The organism is Streptomyces sp. JH14, from assembly GCF_029428675.1.
Taxonomy (GTDB): Bacteria; Actinomycetota; Actinomycetes; order Streptomycetales; family Streptomycetaceae; genus Streptomyces.
Map to the genome: position 1 here is coordinate 3,821,989 of NZ_JAJNEL010000001.1, position 24,049 is coordinate 3,846,037.

Here is a 24,049-nt window from a genome sequence, read left to right on the forward strand (position 1 = left end):
GCATCCGGATGACGAGCTACCCCGCAGTCCGCTGCGGACGCGCCCTGGTGGTGGTCGAGGGCCCCGGCCGGCTGCTGACCCGCCGGACCGGACCGGCCAGCTGGACCGTCGACGGCGTCTGGCCGCCTGCGGCCGAGGCCGTCGAGGTGGCCGACCGCATCGGCGCCGGAGATCCGCTGCTCGTCGTCCTCGGGCACGGTGCGGGTCAGCTGCCCTTCTTCGCCGAGGAGTTGGACGGCATCCCGCCCCGGGTCCGCGCCGAGCAGGGACCGGACGGTCTGACCGACCTTCGTGTGGAGGCCCTCGACTGGCTTCCCGCGGCCCTGTGTGCACGCGGCGAACGGTTCCTCGCCGGAGCCCGGAGCACGATCGGGCGGACGCCCAAGGCGCTGCTTCCGCCGGTGCTGATGGACGAGGGCGACAGCGCACACCCGCAGGTGCGGTTCGCGTTCCTGACCCGGGCCGTGGCACTGGAGGAGCGGGACCTCGAGCGGATCGTGGCGTACATCTTTCCGGACGGGCAGCCGGCAACGCGCCCGCAGCAGACCGGACTTCGCGAAAGGGCACTGTGAACACCGACTCACGGCTGGACGGCCGGGTCATCGCGCTGACCGGGGCCGGCAGAGGCCTCGGGCTGCAGATCACCCGGGCCCTGCTGGACAGTGGGGCCACCGTGGTGGCCAATTACCGCTCGGAGTCCCCGGCGCTGCTGGAGCTCGCCGAGAAGTTCGGCGACAGCCTCCGGCTGTGCCAGGGAGATGTCGGCGAGGAGGACACCGCCGAGCGGCTGACAGCGACGGCACGCCAGTGCGGCCGGCTGGATGTGCTGGTGCACAACGCGGGTATCTCCCGCGACAAACCCCTGGTCCTGATGAGCCCGGACGACTGGGACGAGGTACTGCGCGTGAACCTGCGCAGCGCGTTCCTCACCACCAAGCAGGCCGTGCGGGTGATGATGCGCCAGCGCTACGGCCGCATCGTCTACATCTCCTCGGTCGCCGCAGTGCTCGGCAACGCGGGCCAGGCCAACTATGCGGCCAGCAAGGCGGGCCTGCACGGGCTCGCCCTGACGGTCGCCCAGGAATACGCCGGCTACGGCATCCGCAGTGTGGTTCTCGCGCCCGGCCTGCTCGACACCGGTCTGGGCGCCGCGTTGCCGGACGCCATCCGCACGGCGAAGGCCGAGAGGGCGCTGCTCGGCCTGGGCGGCGGTGAGGGAGTGGCCGAGACGGTGGCATTCCTTGCCAGTCCTGCCGCGGATTTCATCAATGCGGAGGTCATCCGCATGGACGGCGGAATCGCCAGCTAGTGCCGCGTCAGCCAAGGTTTGCCCGCCAAGGAGCGGCGTCCGGTGCGTGCTGTCGGCGTGACGGCCGGAAGTCCTCGTACTGGACGTACTCGGGCTTTCGGCCGGTGCGGCGACAGTGCGTGCCGGGCGTCGCGACGGGGCGAACCTTGGCTGACACGGCACTGGATCCGGAAGAGAGGCCTGGCGCGAGAGCGGCCGGCGGACGAGCGGCAGGCCATGGGGACGAGGGAGCCATGATCGAAGAGGTACTGGACCGGCGAAGCGGTCCACACGCGCACATCGGCCGCGCCTGGCTCACCCTCCTGACCCTGTCCCTCGGCGCGATGATGGTCTCCCTCGACGCGACGATCGTCACGGTCGCCCAGCCGGCCATGCAGACGGACCTGCAGACGTCACTGACGGGTATCCAGTGGGTGGTCAACGGTTATCTGCTGGCCGTGTCCGCCCTGTTGATCACTGCGGGGAAGCTGGGCGACCGGTACGGGCACCGCAAGGTCTTCCTGATCGGCGCCGCGGGATTCACGGCCGCATCCGTGGCCATCGGACTCTGCGGGCAGATCGGCTGGGTCATCGGCCTGCGGGTGCTGCAGGGGGTGTTCGGCGCTCTGATGCAGCCGGCCACCCTCGGGCTGTTGCGCCACGCCTTCCCTGCGGACCGGCTCAACGGTCCGATCGCCGTGCGCAGTGCGGTGATCGCGGCGGCCACCGCGGCCGGCCCCGTCGTGGGCGGGGTGCTGGTCGACCATGCCGACTGGCGCTGGGTCTTCTTCCTCAATGTGCCCCTCGGCATGGCGGTCATCGTCCTGGGCGCCGTGGTGCTGAGGGAGACCGGCGGGCAGCGCGAGGCGGTACGACTGGACCTCTCCGGCATGGTGCTGCTGGCCGGCACGTTGTGCGTGTTCATCAGCGGTCTCGGCATGGCGGCCGACCACGGCCGGCCCGATGTCCGGACGGTCGGCCTGCTGGCGGCGGCGGCGCTGCTCGCCGTCGCCTTCGTACGGCGGCAGCGGGTGGCGGACGACCCGCTGGTGCCGCCGCGCATCTTCCGGTCGGCCCGGTTCAGGGCCGGAGTGCTGTCCATGACCGCCATGTCGTTCGTGATGTTCGGGGCGCCGTTCGTCCTCGTCTTCTACCTGCAGAACGTCCTGGGGCTGTCTCCGACCGAGTCGGGTGTCCGTGTGCTGGCGCTGACCGGTCTCATGATCGTGGGCGCTCCGCCGGCGGCGGTCTGGATCGGCAGGTCGGGCCCGTGGCTGCCGGTGGCCACGGGTCTCGCCGTCACCGCCGCGGCGATGTGCGCCCTGTCGCAGCTCGACGCCCGGTCCGGTGCGCTGGAGACGACCGCCTGTTTCTTCCTTCTGGGACTCGGCTTCAGCCCGGTCATGGTCGGAGCCACCAAGCTCGTACTCAGCGGCGCCCCGGCGGAACTGTCCGGTGTGGCGGGCGGCATGCAGCAGACGGCCATGCAGGTGGGGGGCAGCCTCGGCATCGCCGCGGTCAGTGTGGTGGTCGCGACGTACACCGCATCGGCACTGCCGGGCCGGCTGGCGGCGGAAGGCATCTCTCTGGCGCCGGGCCTTGCCGGGGAGGCCGGCCGGACCGCCGCGGTGGGTCTTGCCCCCGCCGGAAGCGGACCTGCCGGCGCTTCTGCGATCCGCGTGATCCAGCCGGTCTTCCTGGAGGGGATGCAGTACGCCCTGCTGGTGACCGCCGCGGTGGCGGCTCTCGGCGCCTTTGCCGTACTCCTCGCCCGGCGCGCGGAGGGGCAGGAAGCGTGACGGCTCTCGGCCCCTGCGGATGCGTACAGCCCATTCAGCGAAGCAGACAACAGGAGATATCGGCATGAGTTCTGCGGTGATACCGGCGCGCGAGGAGCGCGGTGCGGTGCCCGGGGCGCGGCAACTGCGCGAACTGTTCGCACGCGACGGTGCGGTGCGGATCGTCGGCGCACACAATCCGCTGGGCGCGCGCCTTGCCGAACGGGCGGGATTCGACGGTGTGTGGTCGAGCGGCCTGGAGGTCTCGGCCTCCCAGGGCGTGCCCGACACCGACATCCTCACCATGAGCGAGCTGCTCGGCGTGGCCTCGTCGCTGGCCTCGGCGGTCGCCATTCCGGTGGTGGCGGACTGCGATGCCGGATACGGCAACGCCCATAATGTCATGAACATGGTCCAGCGTTACGAGGCGGCCGGAATCGCCGCCGTGTCCATCGAGGACAAGCGCTTCCCCAAGGTCAACAGCTTCATCCCGGGCCGTCAGGAACTGGCTCCCGTCCCCGAGTTCTGCGGCAAGCTGGCCGCGGCCAAGGCCGCCCAGCGGACCGATGACTTCATGGTGATCGCCCGCATCGAGGCACTGATCGCCGGCTGGGGCCTGGCGGAGGCGCTGCGTCGCGGGGAGGCCTACGCGGAGGCCGGCGCGGATGCCGTGCTCATCCACTCCAAGGACGGCAATCCGGAGGAGGTGCTGCGCTTCCTCAGCAGCTGGCGCCTCCGGACGCCGGTGGTCGTGGTCCCCACCACGTACCACACGGTGACCGCCACGGAGCTGGCCGAGGCGGGCGCCAAGATGGTGATCTACGCCAACCACGGCCTGCGCGCGGGGATCACCGCCGTCAGCGAGACCTTCGCCTCGATCCTGCGTGAGGACAGGACCACCGCCGTCGAGGGCCGGATCGCGCCGCTGACCACCGTCTTCGACCTCCAGGGCATGCCCCAGCAGAAGCGGCACGAGGCACAGTTCATCACCCCACACGAGGGCCGGCCACGGGCCCTGGTCGTACCCGGCGGCGCGCCGGCCGGACCGGGTCCCCAGCTGCTGGAGAAGCAGACGTCCGCCCTGCGCCGGGCAGGCATCGAATCGATCGTCCTCGCCACCGCGGGCGCCACGCCGGCCGACTGCCCGCAGGATGTCACCCCCGGCGCCACGCACACGGACGCGGCCGGTGCGGTGCTGGAGCTGCCGGGCAGCAGCGCGGGCCGCACGGTGCTGGTCTCGGCCGACACGTTCGTCGAGGCCGAACCGCTGCGCCGGCTCGCCGCGGTGGAGGCCGACATCGCCGTACTGGTCGATGTCACGGCCGGGACCGGTGAGCGCCCCGACGCGCTGGGGCTGCGGCTGACCTCGGTGGCCCGTGACGGCCGCCGGATCTGCGCAAGCGAGAGCGTGGAGGTCATAGGGCGGGCAGGTGACCGTCCGGACGGCGAGTTCGTGGGGGCCGCGGCCTTCTCCCCGGCCGGAATGGCGGTGCTGCGCAGGGCCGCCGAGAAGCGGCAGGCCAACTCCGTGCATGCGTGCCTTGCCGACTTGCTGAACGACCTGCTTGCGGACGGCCACCAGCCGCACGCGGTCGAGATCGCGTCCGGCTGGCTGGAACTGCGTACCGAGGACGACATCCGCCGTGCCACGCAGATGCTGGCAACCCGTGAGACGGCCCTGTGAGCGGCACCGGTACGAGCGCACTGGACGCCCGCGCCCTCGTCGCGCTGCTGCAGGACCGCGGATTCGGCCCGTTCACCGGCGTACCGTGCTCGTTTCTCGGCCCGGTCATCTCCCACCTGGAGGCCGAACATCCGCAGCAGTACGTGATCGCCGCCAACGAGGGGGAAGCGGTGGCGCTCGCGGCCGGAGCCCGCCTCGCGGGCCGCAAGCCGGTGGTCATCCTGCAGAATTCGGGTCTGGGCAACTCCGTCAACCCGCTCACCTCCCTCTGCCACACCCTGCGCCTGCCGGTCCTGCTGCTGGTGACCTGGCGCGGCCGGCCCGGCCGGCCCGACGAGCCCCAGCACGAGCTGATGGGCCGCATCACGCCTGAGCTTCTGACTGCCATGGGCATCCGCAACGAACTGCTCCCCACGGATCCGGCGGCCCTCGGCGGCATGCTGGACACCGCGGTCGAGCACATGGCCGTCACCGGGCTGCCGTTCGCGCTCGTCGTGCCCAAGGGCGCCATCGCCCCGTACGCGGGCGGGAGGAGCGCCCGGCGCGGGGACGCCCACCTGATGAAACGGGCCGAGGCCATCGCGCATGTCGTCGGCGCCATGGACCCGAAGACCCTGCTGGTGGCAACGACCGGCAAGACCGCCCGTGAACTGGAACGGGACTGGGACCGTCCGGAGAATCTCTACGTGGTCGGCTCGATGGGCTGCGCGTCGAGCGTGGCCCTCGGCGTGGCCATGCACGCCGAAGGCCGGAGGGTCGCGGTGCTGGACGGCGACGGTGCGGCGCTCATGCGCCTCGAGGCGATGACCACGATCGGGCACCAGCGGGACACCGACCTGTGCCATGTGCTGCTCGACAACGAGGCGTACGAGTCGACCGGCAGCCAGCCCACCGTCTCCGCCGGCGTCGACTTCTGCGCGATCGCCGCCGCATGCGGCTACCGCCGGACCTACGACGTCTCGGCCGGGGACGCCGTGCGCGAGGCCGTGCGGCACGCCCAGGAGGCAGGCGGCACCCATCTGATCCGGGTCCGCATCGCCCCCGGCTCCGATCCGGGCCTGGGCCGCCCGGCCTTCCCCCCGCCCGCGTCAGCGGCCCGGTTCATGGAGGCGGTCGCCCGATGAGCGCCGGCACGTACGAACACGCAGAAGCCCTGGTCCTGATGAACCCGGGTCCCGTCATGACGGACAGCCGGGTGCGCACCGCACTGGCCGGGCCCGACCTGTGCCACCGTGAGCCCGAGTTCTCCGAACTCATGGCCCGGGTACGGCACAGGACCACCCTCGTCGCAGGCGGCGACGACCGGCACACCTCCGTGGTCCTGACCGGCTCCGGAACGTCCGCTGTCGAGGCGGCCGTCAGCTCGGCGGTCCCCGAGGACGGCGGTCTGCTGGCCGTGGACAACGGTCACTACGGTGAACGGTTCGCGCACATGGCGGAGGCCCACGGCATCCGCAGCCACCGGCTGGAACTGGGCTGGGGCAACCCGGTCGACCCGGCGGCCGTCGATCGTGCGCTGGCCGGCCGCACCGGACTAACGCACGTCGGACTCGTCCACCACGAGACCAGCAGCGGCATGCTCAACGATGTGGCGGCGGTGACCAGGGTCGCCCACAGCCATGGGTGCGAGGTCATCGTGGACGCCGTCAGCAGCATCGGCGCCGAACGCATCGGGCTGGCCGCGGACGGGATCGACTGGCTCGCCGGATCGGCCAACAAGTGCCTCGAAGGCGCTCCGGGTCTCGGCTTCGTCAGCGCCTCCCGGACGGCGTTCGAAGCGCTGGCCGGCGCTCCGCGGCGCAGCTACTGCCTGGACCTGCACCGTCACTACCAGGCTCAGGAGAAGGCGCAGGCCCCGGCGTTCACCCCGGGCGTCCCGGCGTTCTACGCCTTCGACGCCGCGCTCTCCCTGGCGCTGGCCGAGGGGTGGGAGGCCCGCAACGCCCGGTACCAGGGCCTGGCCCGGCAGCTGCGCAGTGGACTGCAGGAGCTGGGCCTCGAGATCCTGCTCCCTCCGGAGCAGCGGGCCGCGGGGCTGACGGCGGTACGGATACCGGCCGGATGGAGTTACGCCGAGCTCCACGAGGGCCTGCGCGCGCACCGGTTCGTGATCTACGCCGCCCAGGAGCTGCTGGCGCGGGACTACTTCCGGCTCTCGACGATGGGCTGCATGACCGAGGAGGACATCGGCCGTTTCCTGGCGGTGCTCCGCCGTCTCCTGCGGGACCGGGACGGGACCGCCCGCCCGGAGCGCGCCCGGACGCGGACCGGTGACGAGGGTGAGGGGTGAGGTGACCACGGCCCGAATCGAGCCCCCGGACCGCGCCGCGGAGCCCTATCGCCTGGCTCTGGTGGGGGGCGGTCCCAGGGCGACGTACGCCATGGAGCGGCTCTCGGCGACGATCGGCCGGCTCGGGGCGAAGGCCCGGCTCGAGGTCCGGGTCTTCGAACGCACCGGGGAGTTCGGCGCAGGGCAGGCACACAGCCCGGCCCAGGCGCGGACGAGTTATCTGAACCGTATCGCCTGCCAGGTGAGCTTCGCCGCCGACGAGAGCACCGTGGGCGCGGGGCCGCTCCGGCCCGGCCCCGAGCGGCCCACGCTGTACGAATGGTGCCGGCGCGCCTTCCAGGAGACCGGGGACCCGGACTTCGACCTGCGCCCCGAGGACTGGCCCAAGCGCCATGTGCACGGTCTCGCCCTGCGCGAGATGTTCCGGACCTACGCGGCGGACCTGCTGCGTCATCCCGGCACCGAACTGCACCTGCACCACGCGGAAGTGGTGGACCTCGTCCCGCTCGGGCACGGGCTCGAGGTGGTCACCGCGGACGGGGACCGGTACCCGGCGGACGAGGTGCTGCTGCTGACCGGGCACTCCTGGCACGATCCGGAGCGCGCCGCGAGCGCCCCCGGCGGCCGCACCCGCCATGTGCCGCACCCGTATCCGCTGGAGGCGCGCCTGGGGCCGGAGCAGTGCGGTCCCTCGGACGTGGTCGGCTGTGCGGGAATGGGCCTGACCGCGATCGACACCGTGCTGCACCTGACGGAGGGGCGCGGCGGCACGTTCCACCAGGACTCCGGTGGCGGACTGGTCTATCTGCCCAGTGGCGAGGAACCCGCGGCCATCGTGGCGTTCAGCAGGTCGGGTCTCTTCACCTTCGCGCGCCCCGACAACCACAAGCCGAACGGCAGCGACCATCCGGGCACGTTCCTGACGGCCGGGGCGGTGGAACAGCTCCGCGCGCACCGGGGCGCGCAGGCCTCGCGCGGGGCCGGGGCCGGCCGTGCGCAGCTCGACTTCGAGCGCGACGTCCTGCCGCTGGCGGTGCTGGAGATGGCGCACCTGCACTACGTCACCCTCTTCGGGCCGGGCGCGGCGCTGCTGCTGACGCAGCGGGTACTGCCGCACTGGCTCGCCTTCCTGACCGGCGGGCCCGCCGCGCAGCACACCGACGACCTGCTCGCGCCCCTGGAGCGTGCGATCGACGAGATCGTGGAGGTGCTGGACGGGTTACTGCGCGGGAAACAGGCGATGTTCACGGCGCAGCGCTCGGTCGGCTGGCCGGTTCGGGACGTCCTGCTGCACTGGGTCAGGACGGTCTTCGGTGCCTCCGCCGCGTACGAGGTCCGGCGCTGTGCCGACCGCTCGGTGGCCCCGTCGACGGTCACGGACGGGCTCGAGTCTCCCTGGGGGATGGATCCCTCGCTCCACGGCAACCGCTTCGACTGGCAGCGGACGGTCGCTCCGCTGCCCCCCGGCGGGTCGCCGGCGGAGGTTCGCCGGGCGGTGCTGGACTTCATGGCGCGCGATCAGCTGTGGGCCCGGCAGGGCAATGTCGGCAACCCGCACAAGGCCGCGGCGGACGGCGTCTGGCGCGACCTGCGCGGGGTGATCTCGGGCGCGGTGGACGACGCAGGTCTGACGCCCGCGTCCCAGCGGCGTTTTCTGGATACGTGGGTGGGCCACCACAACCGGCTGGCCAACGGCGCCGCGCCCGAGATCATGGCCAAGATCATCGCGTTGATCGAGCACGGGCTGCTGGAGGTCGGGGCGGGACGCGACGCAAGGGTCCGGGTGGACGAGGCGACCGGCCGGGCCTTCGTCGAGGGGCCGCACACCGGTCTGCGGCGCCAGGTCGATGTGCTGGTGGAGGCGCGGATGCACGGGTTCGATCCCCGGCTCGACGCGCTGCCGCTCTATCGCAACCTCCTCGGCCGCGGCCTGGTGCGGCTGTGGCACAACGAGTCGGCCGACGGTGAGGTCTTCGAGCCGGGCGGCCTCGATCTGACGGAGGACTTCCATCCGCTCGGCGCCGACGGCTCGGCCGACACCAGGATCACCGTCCTCGGGGTGCCTTCCGAGGGGGCCCGGTCCTTTCTGCTGTCCGCCCTGCGCCCGTACGTCGACCACTACGTGATGCGTGACGTGCTGGTCTGGCTGGACGGCTTCTGGCGCGCGGCCGGCGCGGCCGACGCCGCCCGATGACCCGGCCGGCGGCCCTCCGGCTCCGTCGTAAGCAATCGATAACCGGGTTTTAAGCGGGCGTGGTTAGTGTCGCAAGGGGCCTGGACACGGGCCGTCCGCACCGTTCGCAACCACGAGAGCCAGCCAATCAACCGGGGGGCAGAACAGTGATCATCAGCAAGCAGGCGGATGCGAAAATGGGCTCTGTGATCGAGGGGTTCGACCTGTCCTCGGCCACCGCCGCAGAGGTCGCCCAGATCAAGGAACTCGTCTACACGGACAAGATCGTCATCCTCAGGAAGCAGGAGCTCTCGACGGCGGCGTTCGTGGAGCTGGGCAAGCTCTTCGGTGAGCCGGCTCCCTACTACGAGCCGATGTACCACCACCCGGAGAACGATCTCGTCTTCGTCTCCTCCAATGTGCCGGAGGACGGCAAGCAGGTCGGCGTGCCCAAGACGGGCAAGTTCTGGCACGCGGACTACCAGTTCATGGAGAAGCCGTTCGGGTTCACCCTGATCCATCCGCAGGTGGTGCCCACCGGGGACCGCGGCACCTTCTTCATCGATCTGGGGAAGGCCTACGAGGCCCTGCCGCAGGAGCTGAAGGACGCCGCCGCACAGGCTCGGGCGGTGCACAGCCCGCGCCGTTTCTTCAAGATCCGCCCGGAGGATGTCTACCGTCCGGTGGGCGAGCTGATGGCCGAGATCGAGGCCAAGACGCCGGCCGTCGTCCACAACGCCGTGACCCGCCACCCCCACACCGGAGAATCGATTCTCTACATCAGTGAGGGGTTCACCGTCGGGCTCACCGACGAAGCGGGCAAGGAGCTCGGCGCCGACCTGCTCGAGTCGCTGCTGGAAGCCACCGGCCAGCACGACCGCACCTTCGAGCACCCGCAGATCCATCTGCAGCGCTTCGACGCCGGCGACCTGCTGATCTGGGACAACCGCAGCCTGGTGCACCGCGCCCTGCACACGACGACGCCGGAGCCGGCGGTCTCGTACCGCGTGACGGTCTACGACGAGTACCCGTTCGACGCTGCCGTCTGACGCCATCCGCAACCTCGACAGGACAGGACCACCCATGGCCAAGTGTCCCTTCGACGGCACGCCCTTCGATGCCGCGTACTTCGACGACCCGTACGCCCGGTACAGCGAACTGCGGGAGGAGTCCCCGGTCCAGCGCGTCTGGCTGCCGGAAGGCGTCCCGGTATGGCTCGTGACCCGGTACGAGGACGTGCACGCCTGCCTCAACGACAAGCGCCTGGTGCGCAGCCGGAAGCACGCCAACAGCGACTACCGCAGCGAGCTGCTTCCCGAGGCGGTGCGTGACGGCAACCTCCACATGGAGGACGGCGAGATCCACACCCGGCTGCGCCGGTTCATGAACTTCGCCTTCACCCCCAAGCGCATCGCCGCGCTGCGGCCGCGCATGGACGAGGTCGCCGACGCGCTGCTGGAGAAGCTCGCCACGGCCGGGGGCGGGGACCTGATGGCCGACTTCGCGGAGCCGCTGCCCATCGCCATCATCGTGGACATCCTCGGCATCCCGCGCGACATGGGCGGCGACTTCCACCTGTGGAGCGACCAGATCATGTGCGGCGTGCCCGAGGACGCCCAGAAGGGCGGTGCGGCACTGATCCAGTACACGTACCAGCTGATCGCCCGGAAGCGCGAGGAACCCGGCGACGATCTGCTCTCGCACTGGGTCCACGGGAAGGACGAGGAGGGCAACGGCCTGTCCGAGCAGGAGATCGTCGGCATGGCCTTCTTCCTGCTGCTCGGTGGCTACATCACCACCTTCGGCTCGTTCGGCACCGCGGTGCTCGGCCTGCTCACCCAGCCGGAGAAGGCCGATCAGCTCCGGGCGCACCCGGAGCTGATCCCCGCCGCGGTCGAGGAGTTCCTGCGCTGGGACGGGTCCGCGCAGAACTCCATCCGCCGGTTCGCCGTCGAGGAGCTGGAGCTGGCGGGAACGCGGATCGGCAAGGGCGACACCGTGATGCTCTCGATCGGATCGGCCAACCGCGACCCGCGGCGGTTCCCCGCGCCGGACGAGATGAGGTTCGACCGCGAGGACAGCGCCCAGCACCTCACCTTCGGCCGGGGCACACACCACTGCCCCGGCAAGGAACTGGCCCGGATCGAGCTGCAGGTGATGATCGCGAAGCTGCTGCAGCGCTTCCCGGACCTGGCACTGGCCGTACCGGCCGAGTCGATCACCTGGCGTCCGAACTACACCTTCCGAGCCCCGCGTTCACTTCCCGTCACGGTGTGACCGTGGCGCCCTGCCCCGAGGTTGGAACATGACGACGAAGTGCCCCTTCCACGACCGTGACGTCCCGTTCGACGCCGAGTTCTACGCCGACCCGTACCCGGTCTACACCCGGTTGCGCGAGGAGGCGCCGATCCACCGGATCTGCATGCCCGAGGGCAACGAGGCCTGGCTGGTCACCCGTTACGAGGACGTCTCGGAGCTGCTGAAGGACCGCCGCCTGGTGCGCAACCACCGGCATGCGAAGGACTACAAGAACGAGGTGCTCCCCGAGTTCGTCCGCGCGGGCAACCTCCACATGGAGGACGGGGAGATCCACACCCGGCTGCGCCGGTTCATGAACTTCGCGTTCACCCCCAAGCGCATCGACGCCCTGCGGCCGTGGATCGTGGCGGAGACCGACCGGCTGCTCGACGAGGTCGAGAAGAACGGCGGCGGCGACCTGATGCAGATGATCGCCGCGCCGCTGCCGATCACCGTCACCGTCGAACTGCTCGGTATTCCCAGTGACATGAGCGGGCCGTTCCGGGACTGGAGCGACGCGCTGCTCGGTGGGGTCCTCGCCGACGGCCAGGCGGCCGGCAAGGCGCTGATCGAGTTCGTCTACCGGCTCGTGGAGCTCAAGCGCACGGAGCCGGGCGACGACCTGATGTCGCACTGGATCCACTCCGTGGACGAAGAGGGGCGTCACCTGTCCGAGCAGGAGATCGTCGGCATGGCGTTCTTCCTGGTCATCGGCGGCTACGACACGACGGTCGGCTCGATAGGCAGCAGCCTGCTGGCACTGCTGGACCGCCCCGACCTGGCCGAGCGGCTGCGGCAGCAGCCGGACCTGATCCCGGAGGCCGTCGAGGAGCTGCTGCGCTGGGACGGCTCCGCGCACAACGCGTTCCGCCGGTTCGCCCTGGAGGACATGACCATCGCCGGGACGCCCGTCGCGAAGGGCGAGACGGTGATTCTCAGCATCTCGTCCGCCAACCGCGACCCGCGCCACTTCCCGGAGCCGGACGTCCTGGACTTCGACCGCGAGGACAAGCAGCACTGGGCGTTCGGCCGCGGCGCACACCACTGCCCCGGCAAGGAACTGGCCCGCATCGAGATGCAGATCCTGGTCGAGCGGCTGCTGAACCGGTTCCCCGGCATGGCCCTGGCCGACACCGAGGAGGAGGTGCAGTGGCGGCCGAACTACCTCATCCGGTCGCCGCGCAAGGTCGTGGTGACGGTGTGATGTCCAGGACCGGCGAACAAAGGCACCCGAAGTGAGCGCTCAGACAGCCGGCCTCGACCCGGTCGGCACCACCACCACCTTCGACACCGACGGTGAACTGCTGCCCCTGGTGCTCCGCCCCTACCGGGAGCACTGCAAGTACATGAAGTCGGCATCCCTGTCGGCAGGCCCGGGACCGCACGAAGTCACCGTGTCCGGTGAGTTCGAGATCGGCGAATCCTGCTACATCGACGACACCGGTCACTTCAACGCCGTCGAGTTCAACATCTGCTACAACCAGATGGCCTACTACCTGATCGCGAAGTCGGTCCGCGAAGGCGTGCTTCCGGTCTTCCAGGACTGGTCCCTCGAGGACTTCTGGCGGCTGCAGCTGCCGAACATCCTGATCACCAGCTTCCGGAGCCGTTTCAAGCGCGAGATGCGCGGCAAGCGGTTCTTTGGGAGCGTGACCCTCACCGACACGGCCCGGCTGGAGAAGTCGGAGCGCTGGAACCCGCTGATCGTGCTGTACACGACGTGCCGGTTCTGGGACGAGACCGGTGGGGACAGCCATGGCGAGGCGCGGATCGCCATTACGGATCCGGTATGACAGCGGACGAGCAGCCGGTGACAACCGCATGGGAGCAGCTGACACGGACCCCGCGGGCGCAGCGGCGCGCGGCCCTCGAAGTCTTCGTGAGCCGTGAGCTCAAGCAGGCGCTGCTCATGACGGACCAGGACGACCTCCCGCTCGACGAGAACTACTTCGAGCTCGGACTGACGTCCCTGCGGGCCGTCGAACTGAGGCAGCGCATCGAGGAGCAGCTGAGGTGCGAACTGGACACCTCGGTGCTCTTCGGGCTCTCGACCGTCCGGCAGGTGGCCGACCACCTCGCCTCGGTCGTGCTGCCCGGCACGGCCGTCCCCCGCAGACGCGAGCCGCAGGACGCGCCGGGCCCGTCCCCGGAAGTCCAGCGGCAGGTCAACGACCTGATCGCCGACCTGTACGAGTCCTGAGCCGCACCCGCCGTCGCGCCAGAACCGTCGTAGGAGACCACGCATGTCCGACAGCCGTGACACCTTGCTCCGCGAGCTGATGCTGGAGAAGTACGAACCGATCGCCATCGTCGGCGTGGGGCTGAGGTTCCCCGGAGGAGCCACGACGCCGGAGGAGTTCGAGGAGTTCCTGCGCTCCGGCAGGTCGGGGACCGGACCGATCCCCGGCGACCGCTGGGACGTCGAGTCCCTGCACCGGGAGGGGCCGGCCGAGAAGGGCAGGATCTCCGCGGCCGGCGGCGGGTTCCTCGAGGGCATCGACCAGTTCGACGCCGCCTTCTTCAACATCTCGCCGAAGGAGGCGGCCTACGTCGACCCCCAGCACCGGCTGGCGCTGGAGGCCTCCTGGGACGCGCTGGAGAACGCCGGAATCGACCCGGGCACGCTCCGCGGCAGCGAAGGGGGTGTGTACTTCGGCATCTCCTGCTTCGACTACCTCCTGGAGGTCGGCGAGCTCGCCCAGGAGGACCTCGACGCGTACACCGGGACCGGCACGGCGCACAGCGCGGTGCCGGGGCGGCTCTCCTATCTGCTGGGCTGGCGCGGTCCGAGCATGGCCATCGACACCGCCTGCTCCTCGTCCATCGTGGCGCTGGACCTGGCCGTCACCGGACTCAGGAAGCGCGACTGCTCCATCGCCCTCTGTGGCGGGGTCAACGCCATCCACCACCCGCTCAACCACATCGTGTTCTCCCAGGCCGGAATGCTCTCCCCGGACGGCCGCTGCAAGACATTCGACGACACCGCGGACGGTTACGCACGCAGTGAGGGCTGCGGCGTGGTGGTGCTCAAGCGCTTCTCCGACGCCAAGCGTGACGGCGACCGGATCCTGGCCCTGATCCGCGGCACGGCCGTCCGCCAGGACGGGGAGAGCGGCGGCCTGACCGTGCCGAACAGCACGGGCCAGCAGGGCGTCATGCGCGCGGCCCTGCGCAACGCCTCGCTGGAGCCCTCCGACATCCAGTACGTCGAGGCGCACGGCACCGGCACCTCCCTCGGCGACCCCATCGAAATGCAGTCGGTCTCGTCCGTCTTCGCCGAGTCGCACACGGTCGCCGAGCCGGTGGTCGTCGGCTCGCTCAAGACGAATGTCGGGCACATGGAGGCCGCCGCCGGCATCGGCGGCGTGATCAAGACCGCGCTGCAGCTGCACCACGGGTGGATCTACCCGCATCTGAACCTGGAGCAGCCCTCCCAGCACATCCCCTGGGACAGGTCACCGGTGACCGTGCCGACCGAAGGACAGCCGTGGAAGGCCCCGGTGCGCCGGGCGCTGGTGAACTCCTTCGGCTTCGCCGGGACGATCGCCTCGGCGGTGCTCGAACAGGCCCCCGCGCAGGCGGCACCGGCGGTGGCCGCCCCGGCCGCCGGGGGGAACGAGGTGTTCGTGCTGTCGGCCAGGAGCGAGCGGGCGCTGCGCCGGCAGGCGGACAAGTACCTGTCCTTCCTCGAGGCCGAACCCGGGGCGGGCCTGGGGGACATCGCGTACACCGCTGCCGTGGGCCGCGCCCACTTCGCCCACCGGCTCGGCGGCCTGGTGGGCGGCCGCGACGAGCTCGCGGCGCTGCTGCGCGAGCAGTCCGGTACCGCCGTCGGCGAGCAGCCCCGGGTGGCCATGCTCTTCACCGGTCAAGGCGCGCAGTACCCGGGCATGGGCCGGTCGCTCTACGAGCGGTACCCGGTCTTCCAGGAGCACATGGATGAGTGCGACCGGCTCTTCGAACCGCATCTGGGACGTTCGGTCCGGGACCTCATGCTCGGCGACGACCCCGCCGACGAGCTCGGGCAGACCCAGTACACCCAGCCCGCACTGTTCGCGGTGGAGTACGCGACGGCGCGGCTGTGGATGAGCTTCGGTGTCGAGCCCGCCATGCTGATCGGGCACAGCATCGGGGAGGTCGTCGCCGCCGCGGTGGCCGGGCTGTTCTCCCTGGAGGACGCGGTGCGCCTGGTCGCCGCACGGTCCCGGCTCATGCAGTCGGTGTCCGCGCCGGGCGGCATGGTGTCCGTGCAGGCCGCGATGGACACGGTGGCGCCTTTCGTCCAGGGCTGTCCGGACGTGGCGTTCGCCGCGGTGAACACCCCGCAGTCCTGTGTCGTCTCCGGCGGTAGCGACTCCCTGGCGGAGATCGTCGCCAAGCTGGGCGCACGCGGCATCGCGACGCAGGCGCTCAAGGTCTCGCACGCCTTCCACTCGCCGCTCATGGCCGAGGTCTTCGACGAGTTCGCGGCCGCCATCGCGGATGTGCAGTTCCACGAGCCGGACCTCACCCTGGTGTCGAACGTCACCGGCGCGGTCGCCGTCTTCGAGGAGATCGCGACGCCGGAGTACTGGGTACGGCACATCGGCGCGCCGGTGGAATTCGCGGCCGGTATGCGGACGATCGCCGAGCACGGGGAGTACGTGTTCCTGGAGGTGGGGCCGTCCGCCACGCTCCTCGGCCTGGGCCGGCGGTGCGTGGCCGGGGCCGGGCACACCTGGCTGGCGAGCGCACACCGTGACGATCCGGCCGCGGACACGCTCAAGCGGTCGGTGGCCGAGCTCTACCGTGCGGGCCTGGACGTCTCGTGGGCCGCGTACCACCTCGGCCGAGAGGCCGGCCGGCTCACGCTGCCGACGTACGCCTACGACCGCCGCCGTCACTGGCTGCCGCGCCGCCGCGGTCTGACGCCCGGCAGCGGCGCGGGCGCGACCCACCCGCTGCTCGGCGCCGAGGTCCGCGACCATCCGGATCAGCGCGAAGGCGTCCGGGTCTTCATGTCCGAGATCTCTCCGGACTGTCCCGGATACCTGCGCGACCACGTGGTGCTCGGGCAGATCGTCGTCCCGGCCGCCTGCTACGTCGACCTGCTGCTGGCGCTGCAGGACGCGATGTTCGGGGAGACCGGACGGCCGCTGGCGGACATCGACATCCAGGAGCCCCTGATCGTCTCCGACGATCACGGGGTCGAACTGCTCACCCGGGTGCGCGCCGCGGACGACGGCGGCGCCACCGTGGAGGTCTCCAGCCGCATCGCCGGCGATGCGGATGCGAGGGAGCGGCTCCACGCCACGGCCCGAATCGGCGCGGACGCCGGGCAGCCCGGCACGCAGCGCACCGCGGACGCCCTGACCGAGGCGGCGGCCGCCGCCACGGCGCCCGGGGAGGCGGTGCCGGCCGACGACCTGTACGGAGATTTCGAGGACCTGGGTCTTGCCTACGGTCCGGAATTCCAGCGCATCACCTCGCTGCGAAGGGAGGGCGAGGGCGTCGCCGTGGCCCTCCTGCGGGGTCATGACACAGCCCTGGCGGAGTACCTCCCGCCGTTCGTCCTGGACAACGTGATCCAGTCCGTCGCGGGTGTACTCGACGACGGCGAGACCTATCTGCCCGTCGGCTTCGGCCTCGTGCAGTTCCTGCGGAAGCCGAAGAGCGCGACACTGCGCAGCCTGCTGCGGCTCACCGGCGCGGACGACGGGCGCCGGGAGCGTACGGCGGACATGATGCTGCTCGACGGCGACCGGCCGGTCGCCGTCGTGCGGGGACTGCGCTTTCGCCAGGTGGTCGCGGTGGGCGACGGGAACCGCAGGCGGCTGTTCCACGAGACCCGGTGGGTCAAGCGGTCGACGGTCCGCAGGGCCGCCGAGCAGGAACGCGACATCCTCGTGGTCAACCGCCCGGCCCGGCAGTTCACCGCACTGGCCGGCCGGCTGGAGGACACCGGTGCACGCCTGCGGTACGCGGCGGACGCCCGCGCGGCCGGCGCCCTGCTGGCGCAGGAGCGCCCGACCGACGTGTGGTGGTTCTGGACCGCCGGAACCGACCGGGACACCGCCGCGGGGCTGCGCGACGAATGCGAGCGCAACTACCGCGACCTGCTCGCCCTGATCGAGGCACTGACAGCCGGCGGCTTCGGCCAGGGCCAGCGGCTCTGGCTGGTGACCGAAGGGGCACAGCTGCTGCCGGGCGACGCGCAGCAGCCGGGGCAGGCATCGGCCGCGGCCACGTTGTGGGGCTTCGGCCGGTCGCTGGGCAACGAGTACCCGGCGTACCGGGTGACCATGGTCGACCTGCCGGGCGAGGGAGATACCGACTGCTCCCTGCTGTTCGACGAGTGCCTGGCGGCCGAGGGCGAGGAGTTCCAGATCGCCTTCCGCCGGGGCAAGCGGCATGTGCTGCGGATCTTCCCCACCGGCGACGCGGATGACCAGGACGAGAACTTCGAGCTCGCCGTCCCGAATCCCGGGGAGTTCTCCGGCATCAAGCGGATACCGGTGCCGGACGAGGCGCCGCAGGGTGACGAGGTGGAGGTGCGCGTCCGCGCCGCCGGACTCAACTTCAAGGACGTCCTCAACGCGCTCGGCATGCTGAAGCAGCACGCCGACGCCATGGGCGTCGAGTACCGCCCGCTGCCCCTCGGATTCGAGGCGGCCGGCACGGTCGCCGCAGCGGGCCCGGACGCCGCGTTCGCGGTCGGCGACGACGTGGTGGTGAGCCATCTCGGCTGCCTGCGCAAACGCGTCGTGGTGCCGTCCGCGGCGGTGGTGCGCAAGCCGCCGGCCCTCGGTTTCGCCGAAGCGGCGGCCCTGCCCACGGCGTACACCACCGCGTACTACTCGCTGCACGAGCTCGCCGGCATGAAGGCCGGCGACCGGGTCCTCATCCACGCCGCGGCCGGTGGGGTGGGCCAGGCCGCCGTGGCCCTCGCCAGGCTCGCCGGCGCGGAGATCCACGCCACGGCGAGCCCCGGCAAGCACGCCTTCCTGCGCGCCCAGGGCATCGAGCACGTGATGAACTCGCGCTCGCTGGACTTCGCCGACGAGATCCGCCGGTCCACCGGGGGCGCGGGCGTGGACATCGTCCTCAACAGCCTGAACAGCGACTACATACCCGCAGGTCTGAGCGTGCTCGCCGAAGGCGGCCGCTTCGTGGAGCTCGGCAAGCTCGGCATCTGGTCCCCGGAGCGGATGCGTGAGGCCCGGCCCGACGTCGCCTACCACAACTTCGATCTCAGCGAGTTCGACGCCGAAGAGCTCCAGCAGATCAACAAGCGGATCCTGGAGACGGTCGCCGATCTGCTGGCGGACGGCTCGCTCGCACCGATCACGACGACCACCTACACCCTCGACGAGGTCGAAGAGGCCTTCGGGGTGCTCAGCCGGGGCGGGAACACCGGCAAGCTCGTCATCGACATGCGCGAGCCGGCCGTGCTCGGCTCGCGTCCCGAGCCGGCCCTGGACCCCGGCAAGAGTTATCTGATCACCGGCGGCACGGGTGCGCTGGGGGCGGTGACCGCGCAGAAGCTGGCGGCCGAAGGCGCCCGCCACATCAGCATGGTGAGCCGCAGGCCGGTGAGCGCCGAGGATGCCGCCGCGCTGCAGGAGCGGATCGGCAAGGAGGTGCGGCTCCGCTTCCACCGGGGCGACATCGCCGTCCAGGAGGACGTCGAGCGGATCATGGCCGAGACCGGCGCCGGCGGGCATCCGCTGGGCGGCATCGTCCACGCCGCGGGCGTCCTCGCGGACGGGCCCGTCTCCGCCATGTCGTGGGAGCAGCTGGACACGGTCTTCCGGTCCAAGGTCTACGGAACGTGGCTGCTGCACCGGGCCGCCGAGGCCCAGGACGGCCTGGATTTCTTCGTCGGATACTCGTCCCTGTCCTCGGTGCTCGGCCCGGTCGGGCAGGCCAACTACGCGGCAGGGAACGCGTTCATCGACGATCTGATGACCCGCCGCTCCGCGGCCGGTGCACCGGGTCTCGCCATCGGCTGGGGCCCATGGGCCGAGGTGGGCATGGCGGCGAACCTGTCCGCCCGGTCGGCCACCGGGATAGAGAGCCAGGGGTTCCGGTTCCTCAAACCCCGTACCGGCGCCAGAGCGCTGTGGACGGTACTCGGACAGCCCCTGGGGCATCTGACGGCCGGCGAGGTCGACTGGGACCGGTTCGTCTCCCAGCGGCTGAGCGGCAACGCTCTGTACCAGCGGGTGGCGCGGGGAGCGGCGGTGTCCGTGCGCACGATCGACCTCGGGGAACTCGCGGCGCTCCCGCGGACACAGCGGCGCGAGACCATCAACGAGGCGGTACGGGAACGGATCGCGTCGCTGCTGCACTTCGACGGCACCGGCGACATCTCCCCGCACGCCCGCTTCATGGACCTCGGCGTGGACTCGCTGACCGCCGTCGAGCTGAAGAACGCCCTCGAGGTGATGTTCCGCGCATCGCTGCCGACCTCGCTGGTCTTCGACTATCCGACGGTCATGCAGCTCGCCGCGTTCGTCGACGAGCAGATGGCCGGAGCCGGGCAGCCGCCGGAGGCGCACGGGGGCGACGTCGCCGAGGTCACATCGCTGCCCGACGAGGACATCGACGCCGAACTCGAATCCCTGCGGAGCATGTGACCCGGTGAAGGACTACATCGACTCGATCGAGCAGCTGTCCCACAAACAGCTGGTCGTGCTGCTCGCCCGGCAGCGCCTGGCAGCCGTCCAGGGCATCGCCGTGGACGGCATGGCGCTCCGCCTGCCCGGGGGGGTCGACAGCCCTCGGTCCCTGTGGTCCGCCCTGCGCGGCGCCCGGGTCGTGACGGGCGGCCCGCCCCGGATACCGGTGGACAGCCGGGGCCGGCCGCGCTGGAACACCGACGCCCCTGATCTCGCCCCGTACGCGGACCTGCTGGGACGTGGCGCCTATGTCGATGTCATCGACGTGTTCGACGCCAAGCGGTTCGGCCTCTCCGAGGAGGAAGCCGGCTTCGTGGACCCGCAGCAGCGGTTGCTGGTCACCTGCGCGGCCGAAGCGCTGGCGGACGCCGGAATCGACGAGGCGGACGGGCTGCGCACCGGGGTGTTCGCGGCGCTGAGCTCGGTGGAGTACCAGTACGCCGCCCTGCGCAACCAGATGGGGCGGGACGAGCTGTCCGCGTACATGGGCCCCGGAGGCGCACTCAGCGGGGCGGCCGGCCGGATCGCGACGTGCCTCGGGCTCTGCGGCCCGTCGCTGACGGTCGACACCGCCTGCTCCTCCGCCCTGACCGCTCTGCATCTCGCCTGTGCCTCCCTTCGGTCCGGTGAGTGCGATGTCGCGCTGGTGGGGGCCTGCAACCTGCTGCTGGCGCCCGGGGCGTTCGGGGTCCAGGAGCGGGCCGGGCTGCTGTCGCCGAGCGGGCGTTCGCGGCCCTTCGACGCGGCCGCCGACGGCTATGCGCGCAGCGAGGGCTGCGGTGTCGTCGTGCTCCGCCGGCAGCCCGACGCGGTGAACCCTTATGCCGTGGTCAGGGGGACCGCCGTGTACCAGCACGGAGCCCGCGACTCCATCTCCCGGGTGTCGGCCGCGGGTCAGGCTGCCGTCATCCGGCAGGCGCTGAGGGCCGCCGGGTGCGCGCCGGACGAGGTCGGATACGTCGAGGCGCAGGCCAACGGGGTCCGGCTGGCGGGCGTCATCGAGGCGGAGGTGCTCGGCGACGTGTTCGCGCGAACCGCCGCGGAGGCACCGCCGCTGGTCATCGGCTCGGCCAAGGCCAACCTGGGCTATCTCGAGACCACTTCGGGGATGGCCGGGCTGATGAAGGCCGTGCTCAGCGTCCAGCACGGCGAGATCCCGCCGCAGCCGGATCTCGGACAGCTCGATCCGGACGTCCCGTGGCAGCGGCTGGGCCTTCGGGTGCCGCGTGAGATCACCCCCTGGCCGGACGGGAACCGGCGGCTCGCCGGAGTGAGCGCATACGGCTTCACCGGGACGTACGGCCACGCGGTCGTGGAGGCGGCCGCTACGGAGGCCGCACCGCGTCCCGAACGCGCGGCGGCCGCGGCGGGCGACAGCCACTGGCACGACACGCATCACTGGTCATGAACACAGGAGCCCTCACCGTGACGGACATGAGAGAACTGGTCACCATAGACGCCGTGCTGGCCCGGCATGCGGGGCACCGGCCCGACCGTGACGCGGTGCGCTGCGAGGACCGCACGGTGACCTACGCCGAGCTGCTCGGGCGCAGCGCCCAGGCGGCCAGGGCCCTGGCCGCCGGCGGCGCCGGACAGGGCACGCGGGTGCTCTACCTCGGGCAGGAATCCGAGTACTTCTACATCCTGCTGTACGCCTGCGCCCAGGCGGGCGCCGTTCTCGTACCGGTCAACTGGCGGCTGGTCGCACCCGAGGTGGAGCACATCCTGAGCGACTCGGGGGCGCGGTACGTCTTCGTCGAGCCCGACCATGCCGCGGTGGTCGAGCGCGCCGCGGCCGGGCTGGCGTACGCGCCCGTGACGGTGCCCGTCACGGCGGGAGCACCCGGCGGCGGACCCGCCTTCGCCGCGTGGCTGGAGCAGGCGCCGCCCGGTGACCCCGTGCCCTCGGCGGACACCGAAGCCCCGCTCGTCCAGATGTACACCAGCGGTACGACGGGCCTGCCCAAGGGCGTCGTGCTCGCGCACCGCACGTTCTTCCAGGTCCGCAACGCCCTCGCCGACGCCGGCCTGGACTGGATCGACTTCAGGGACGCGGACGTCAGCCTCATCGGTGTGCCGGGCTTCCACATCGGCGGGCTCTGGTGGGCTCTGCAGGGGCTCAACGCCGGTGTCACCAACGTCAGTCTGCGGATGTTCACCGGCCCGGACGCCCTCGCGCACGTCCGCGACCACCGGGTGACCGTCGCCTGCGTGGTCCCGGCGATGCTGCGGCTGATGCTGGCCGAGCGGGCCGCCACCCAGGAGGTCTTCGCCGGCCTGCGCAAGGTCGTCTACGGCGGATCACCGATCGGCGAGGCGCTGCTGGAGGAGTGCCTGGAGCGGATCGGCTGCGAGTTCGCGCAGATCTACGGCCTCACCGAGTCGGGCAACACCTCGGTCTGCCTCCCGCCCGCCGAGCACGTCGTGGGCGGCCCGCGGCTTTCCGCCGCCGGTCGGCCGTACCCGGGCTTCGTACTGGAGATCAGGGACGACGGGGGGAAGCCGCTGCCGGCCCGCGAGATCGGCGAGGTCTGGATACGCACCCCGGCGCACATGGTCGAGTACTGGCGGCTCCCCGAGGCGACGGAGCAGACTCTCGTCGACGGATGGCTGCGCACCGGAGACGCGGGATATCTCGACGAGGAGGGCTTCCTCTTCATCTGCGACCGGATCAAGGACACCATCATCGTCGCCGGCGAGAACGTCTACCCGGCGGAGATCGAGAACGTGCTCTCCCGCCACGAGGCGGTGGTCGAGGCCGCCGTCGTCGGCATTCCGGACCAGCGCTGGGGCGAGGCCGTGCACGCCTTCGTCGTGCTCGCGAGCGGGGCGACGGCGAGCGGACGGGAACTGATGATGTTCCAGCGCGGCCGACTGGCCGACTTCAAGATCCCCACCAGCTACTCGTACCTCGACCGACTACCGCGAAACGCCAGCGGGAAGATCCTGCGGCGTGAGCTGCGCGAGGCCTTCTGGCAGGGCGAGACGCGGCACGTCAACTGACCACCCCCCACCGCACGGGAAAGGCACGACATGACGTCACTCGAGGAGATCCGGCAGCATCTGAACCATGTCGCCCGCGAGTCGCCGGAGAAGGCGGGCGCGCTGGCGTTTCCGATGCTGCTGAACACCGGCCCCCGGCTGCCGGTCCGGCCGGCCGAACAGCCGCTGCACGAGCAGGCCCTGGCCGACAGCCTCGATGTCGAGGGCAGGAAGCTGGCCGTCTACCGCTGGGGCGACGGCGAGCGGCGGGTGCTGCTCATGCACGGCTTCGAGGGCCGTGCATCCAACATGACCGGGTTCGTCCCCGGCCTGCAGAAACTCGGAATGACCGCCGTGGCCTTCGACTTCTTCGGCCACGGTGAGTCCGAGGGCGACCGGGCGACGATCCTCGACGTGCAGGCCGCCGTCCGGGCCGTCGCCGCCGCATACGGCCCCTTCGACACGATCGTGGCCCATTCGTTCGGCGGACTGTGCGCCTACCAGGCCGTGCGCGGGGGTGTACCGACCGACCGGCTGGTGACCATCGCGTCCGTCTGCGACTTCGGCCACCTGCCCAAGATCTTCTGCAACCGGCTCGGTCTGGATCCGAGCATCGAGGACGTGCTGCGCCGGCGCAGCGAGGAGTTCTTCCACCCCGAGACCGAGATCTGGGAACGGTTCTCCGCCGGCCACCGGGCCGCCGAGCTCACCTTCCCGCTCCTCGTCATCCACGACGAGAACGACAAGGAAGTCCCCGTGGAGCAGGGGCGGAGGCTCTCCGCCGCCTACAGCCAGGCGCGGTACATCGAGACCCGGGGACTCGGGCACCGGCGGATCGTCGCAGATCCCGGCGTCATCGCCGCGACGCTCGAATTCATCAGCGCATAGGTCCGCAC

At 71.1% G+C, this 24,049-nt stretch carries 16 protein-coding genes; all 16 read left to right on the forward strand.

The window, feature by feature from the left end; all coding sequences use genetic code 11:
• Positions 1-8: 8 nt before the first annotated feature.
• The 16 genes from LRD69_RS17255 to LRD69_RS17330 all read left to right on the forward strand — a co-directional run bounded on the left by LRD69_RS17255 (position 9) and on the right by LRD69_RS17330 (position 24,041).
• Positions 9-572: a hypothetical protein gene (locus LRD69_RS17255; protein WP_277327466.1), complete on the forward strand. Its 564-nt coding sequence runs from the start codon at positions 9-11 to the stop codon at positions 570-572.
• On the forward strand, positions 569-1,309 hold the full coding sequence (locus LRD69_RS17260) for an SDR family oxidoreductase (RefSeq protein ID WP_277327467.1): 741 nt from the start codon (positions 569-571) through the stop codon (positions 1,307-1,309). The genes LRD69_RS17255 and LRD69_RS17260 overlap by 4 nt, the downstream gene beginning before the upstream one ends.
• A 233-nt stretch (positions 1,310-1,542) precedes the next feature.
• Positions 1,543-3,087 carry an MFS transporter gene (locus tag LRD69_RS17265; protein WP_277327468.1) on the forward strand — a complete coding sequence of 515 codons (1,545 nt, stop codon included), beginning with the start codon at positions 1,543-1,545 and terminating at the stop codon, positions 3,085-3,087.
• A gap of 64 nt (positions 3,088-3,151) precedes the next feature.
• A complete protein-coding gene (locus LRD69_RS17270; protein ID WP_277327469.1) occupies positions 3,152-4,750 on the forward strand; it encodes an isocitrate lyase/phosphoenolpyruvate mutase family protein in 1,599 nt (532 codons plus the stop codon).
• Positions 4,747-5,874 carry a phosphonopyruvate decarboxylase gene (aepY, locus tag LRD69_RS17275; RefSeq protein ID WP_277327470.1) on the forward strand — a complete coding sequence of 376 codons (1,128 nt, stop codon included), beginning with the start codon at positions 4,747-4,749 and terminating at the stop codon, positions 5,872-5,874. Before LRD69_RS17270 ends, aepY begins: the two co-directional genes overlap by 4 nt.
• Complete coding sequence (locus tag LRD69_RS17280) at positions 5,871-7,040, forward strand: aminotransferase class V-fold PLP-dependent enzyme (RefSeq protein WP_277327471.1); 1,170 nt, start codon at positions 5,871-5,873, stop codon at positions 7,038-7,040. Before aepY ends, LRD69_RS17280 begins: the two co-directional genes overlap by 4 nt.
• Position 7,041: 1 nt before the next feature.
• Positions 7,042-9,234: an FAD/NAD(P)-binding protein gene (locus LRD69_RS17285; RefSeq protein ID WP_277327472.1), complete on the forward strand. Its 2,193-nt coding sequence runs from the start codon at positions 7,042-7,044 to the stop codon at positions 9,232-9,234.
• Positions 9,235-9,410: 176 nt separating this feature from the next.
• Complete coding sequence (locus LRD69_RS17290) at positions 9,411-10,262, forward strand: TauD/TfdA family dioxygenase (RefSeq protein ID WP_277327473.1); 852 nt, start codon at positions 9,411-9,413, stop codon at positions 10,260-10,262.
• 34 nt (positions 10,263-10,296) lie between these two features.
• A complete protein-coding gene (locus LRD69_RS17295; RefSeq protein WP_277327474.1) occupies positions 10,297-11,490 on the forward strand; it encodes a cytochrome P450 in 1,194 nt (397 codons plus the stop codon).
• 28 nt (positions 11,491-11,518) lie between these two features.
• Positions 11,519-12,715: a cytochrome P450 gene (locus tag LRD69_RS17300; RefSeq protein ID WP_277327475.1), complete on the forward strand. Its 1,197-nt coding sequence runs from the start codon at positions 11,519-11,521 to the stop codon at positions 12,713-12,715.
• Between the two features lie 31 nt (positions 12,716-12,746).
• On the forward strand, positions 12,747-13,304 hold the full coding sequence (locus LRD69_RS17305; protein WP_277327476.1) for an FcoT family thioesterase: 558 nt from the start codon (positions 12,747-12,749) through the stop codon (positions 13,302-13,304).
• Positions 13,301-13,711: an acyl carrier protein gene (locus LRD69_RS17310; protein ID WP_277327477.1), complete on the forward strand. Its 411-nt coding sequence runs from the start codon at positions 13,301-13,303 to the stop codon at positions 13,709-13,711. The genes LRD69_RS17305 and LRD69_RS17310 overlap by 4 nt, the downstream gene beginning before the upstream one ends.
• Before the next feature lie 43 nt (positions 13,712-13,754).
• Positions 13,755-20,129 carry a type I polyketide synthase gene (locus LRD69_RS17315; RefSeq protein WP_277327478.1) on the forward strand — a complete coding sequence of 2,125 codons (6,375 nt, stop codon included), beginning with the start codon at positions 13,755-13,757 and terminating at the stop codon, positions 20,127-20,129.
• A 4-nt stretch (positions 20,130-20,133) separates the two neighbouring features.
• Positions 20,134-21,579: a polyketide synthase gene (locus LRD69_RS17320; protein WP_277327479.1), complete on the forward strand. Its 1,446-nt coding sequence runs from the start codon at positions 20,134-20,136 to the stop codon at positions 21,577-21,579.
• Positions 21,580-21,605: 26 nt separating this feature from the next.
• Positions 21,606-23,174, forward strand: a complete 1,569-nt coding sequence (locus LRD69_RS17325; RefSeq protein ID WP_277329764.1) for a long-chain-fatty-acid--CoA ligase — start codon at positions 21,606-21,608, stop codon at positions 23,172-23,174.
• 30 nt (positions 23,175-23,204) lie between these two features.
• Positions 23,205-24,041, forward strand: coding sequence for an alpha/beta hydrolase (locus tag LRD69_RS17330; RefSeq protein ID WP_277327480.1), 837 nt, complete (start codon positions 23,205-23,207; stop codon positions 24,039-24,041).
• Positions 24,042-24,049 lie beyond the last annotated feature (8 nt).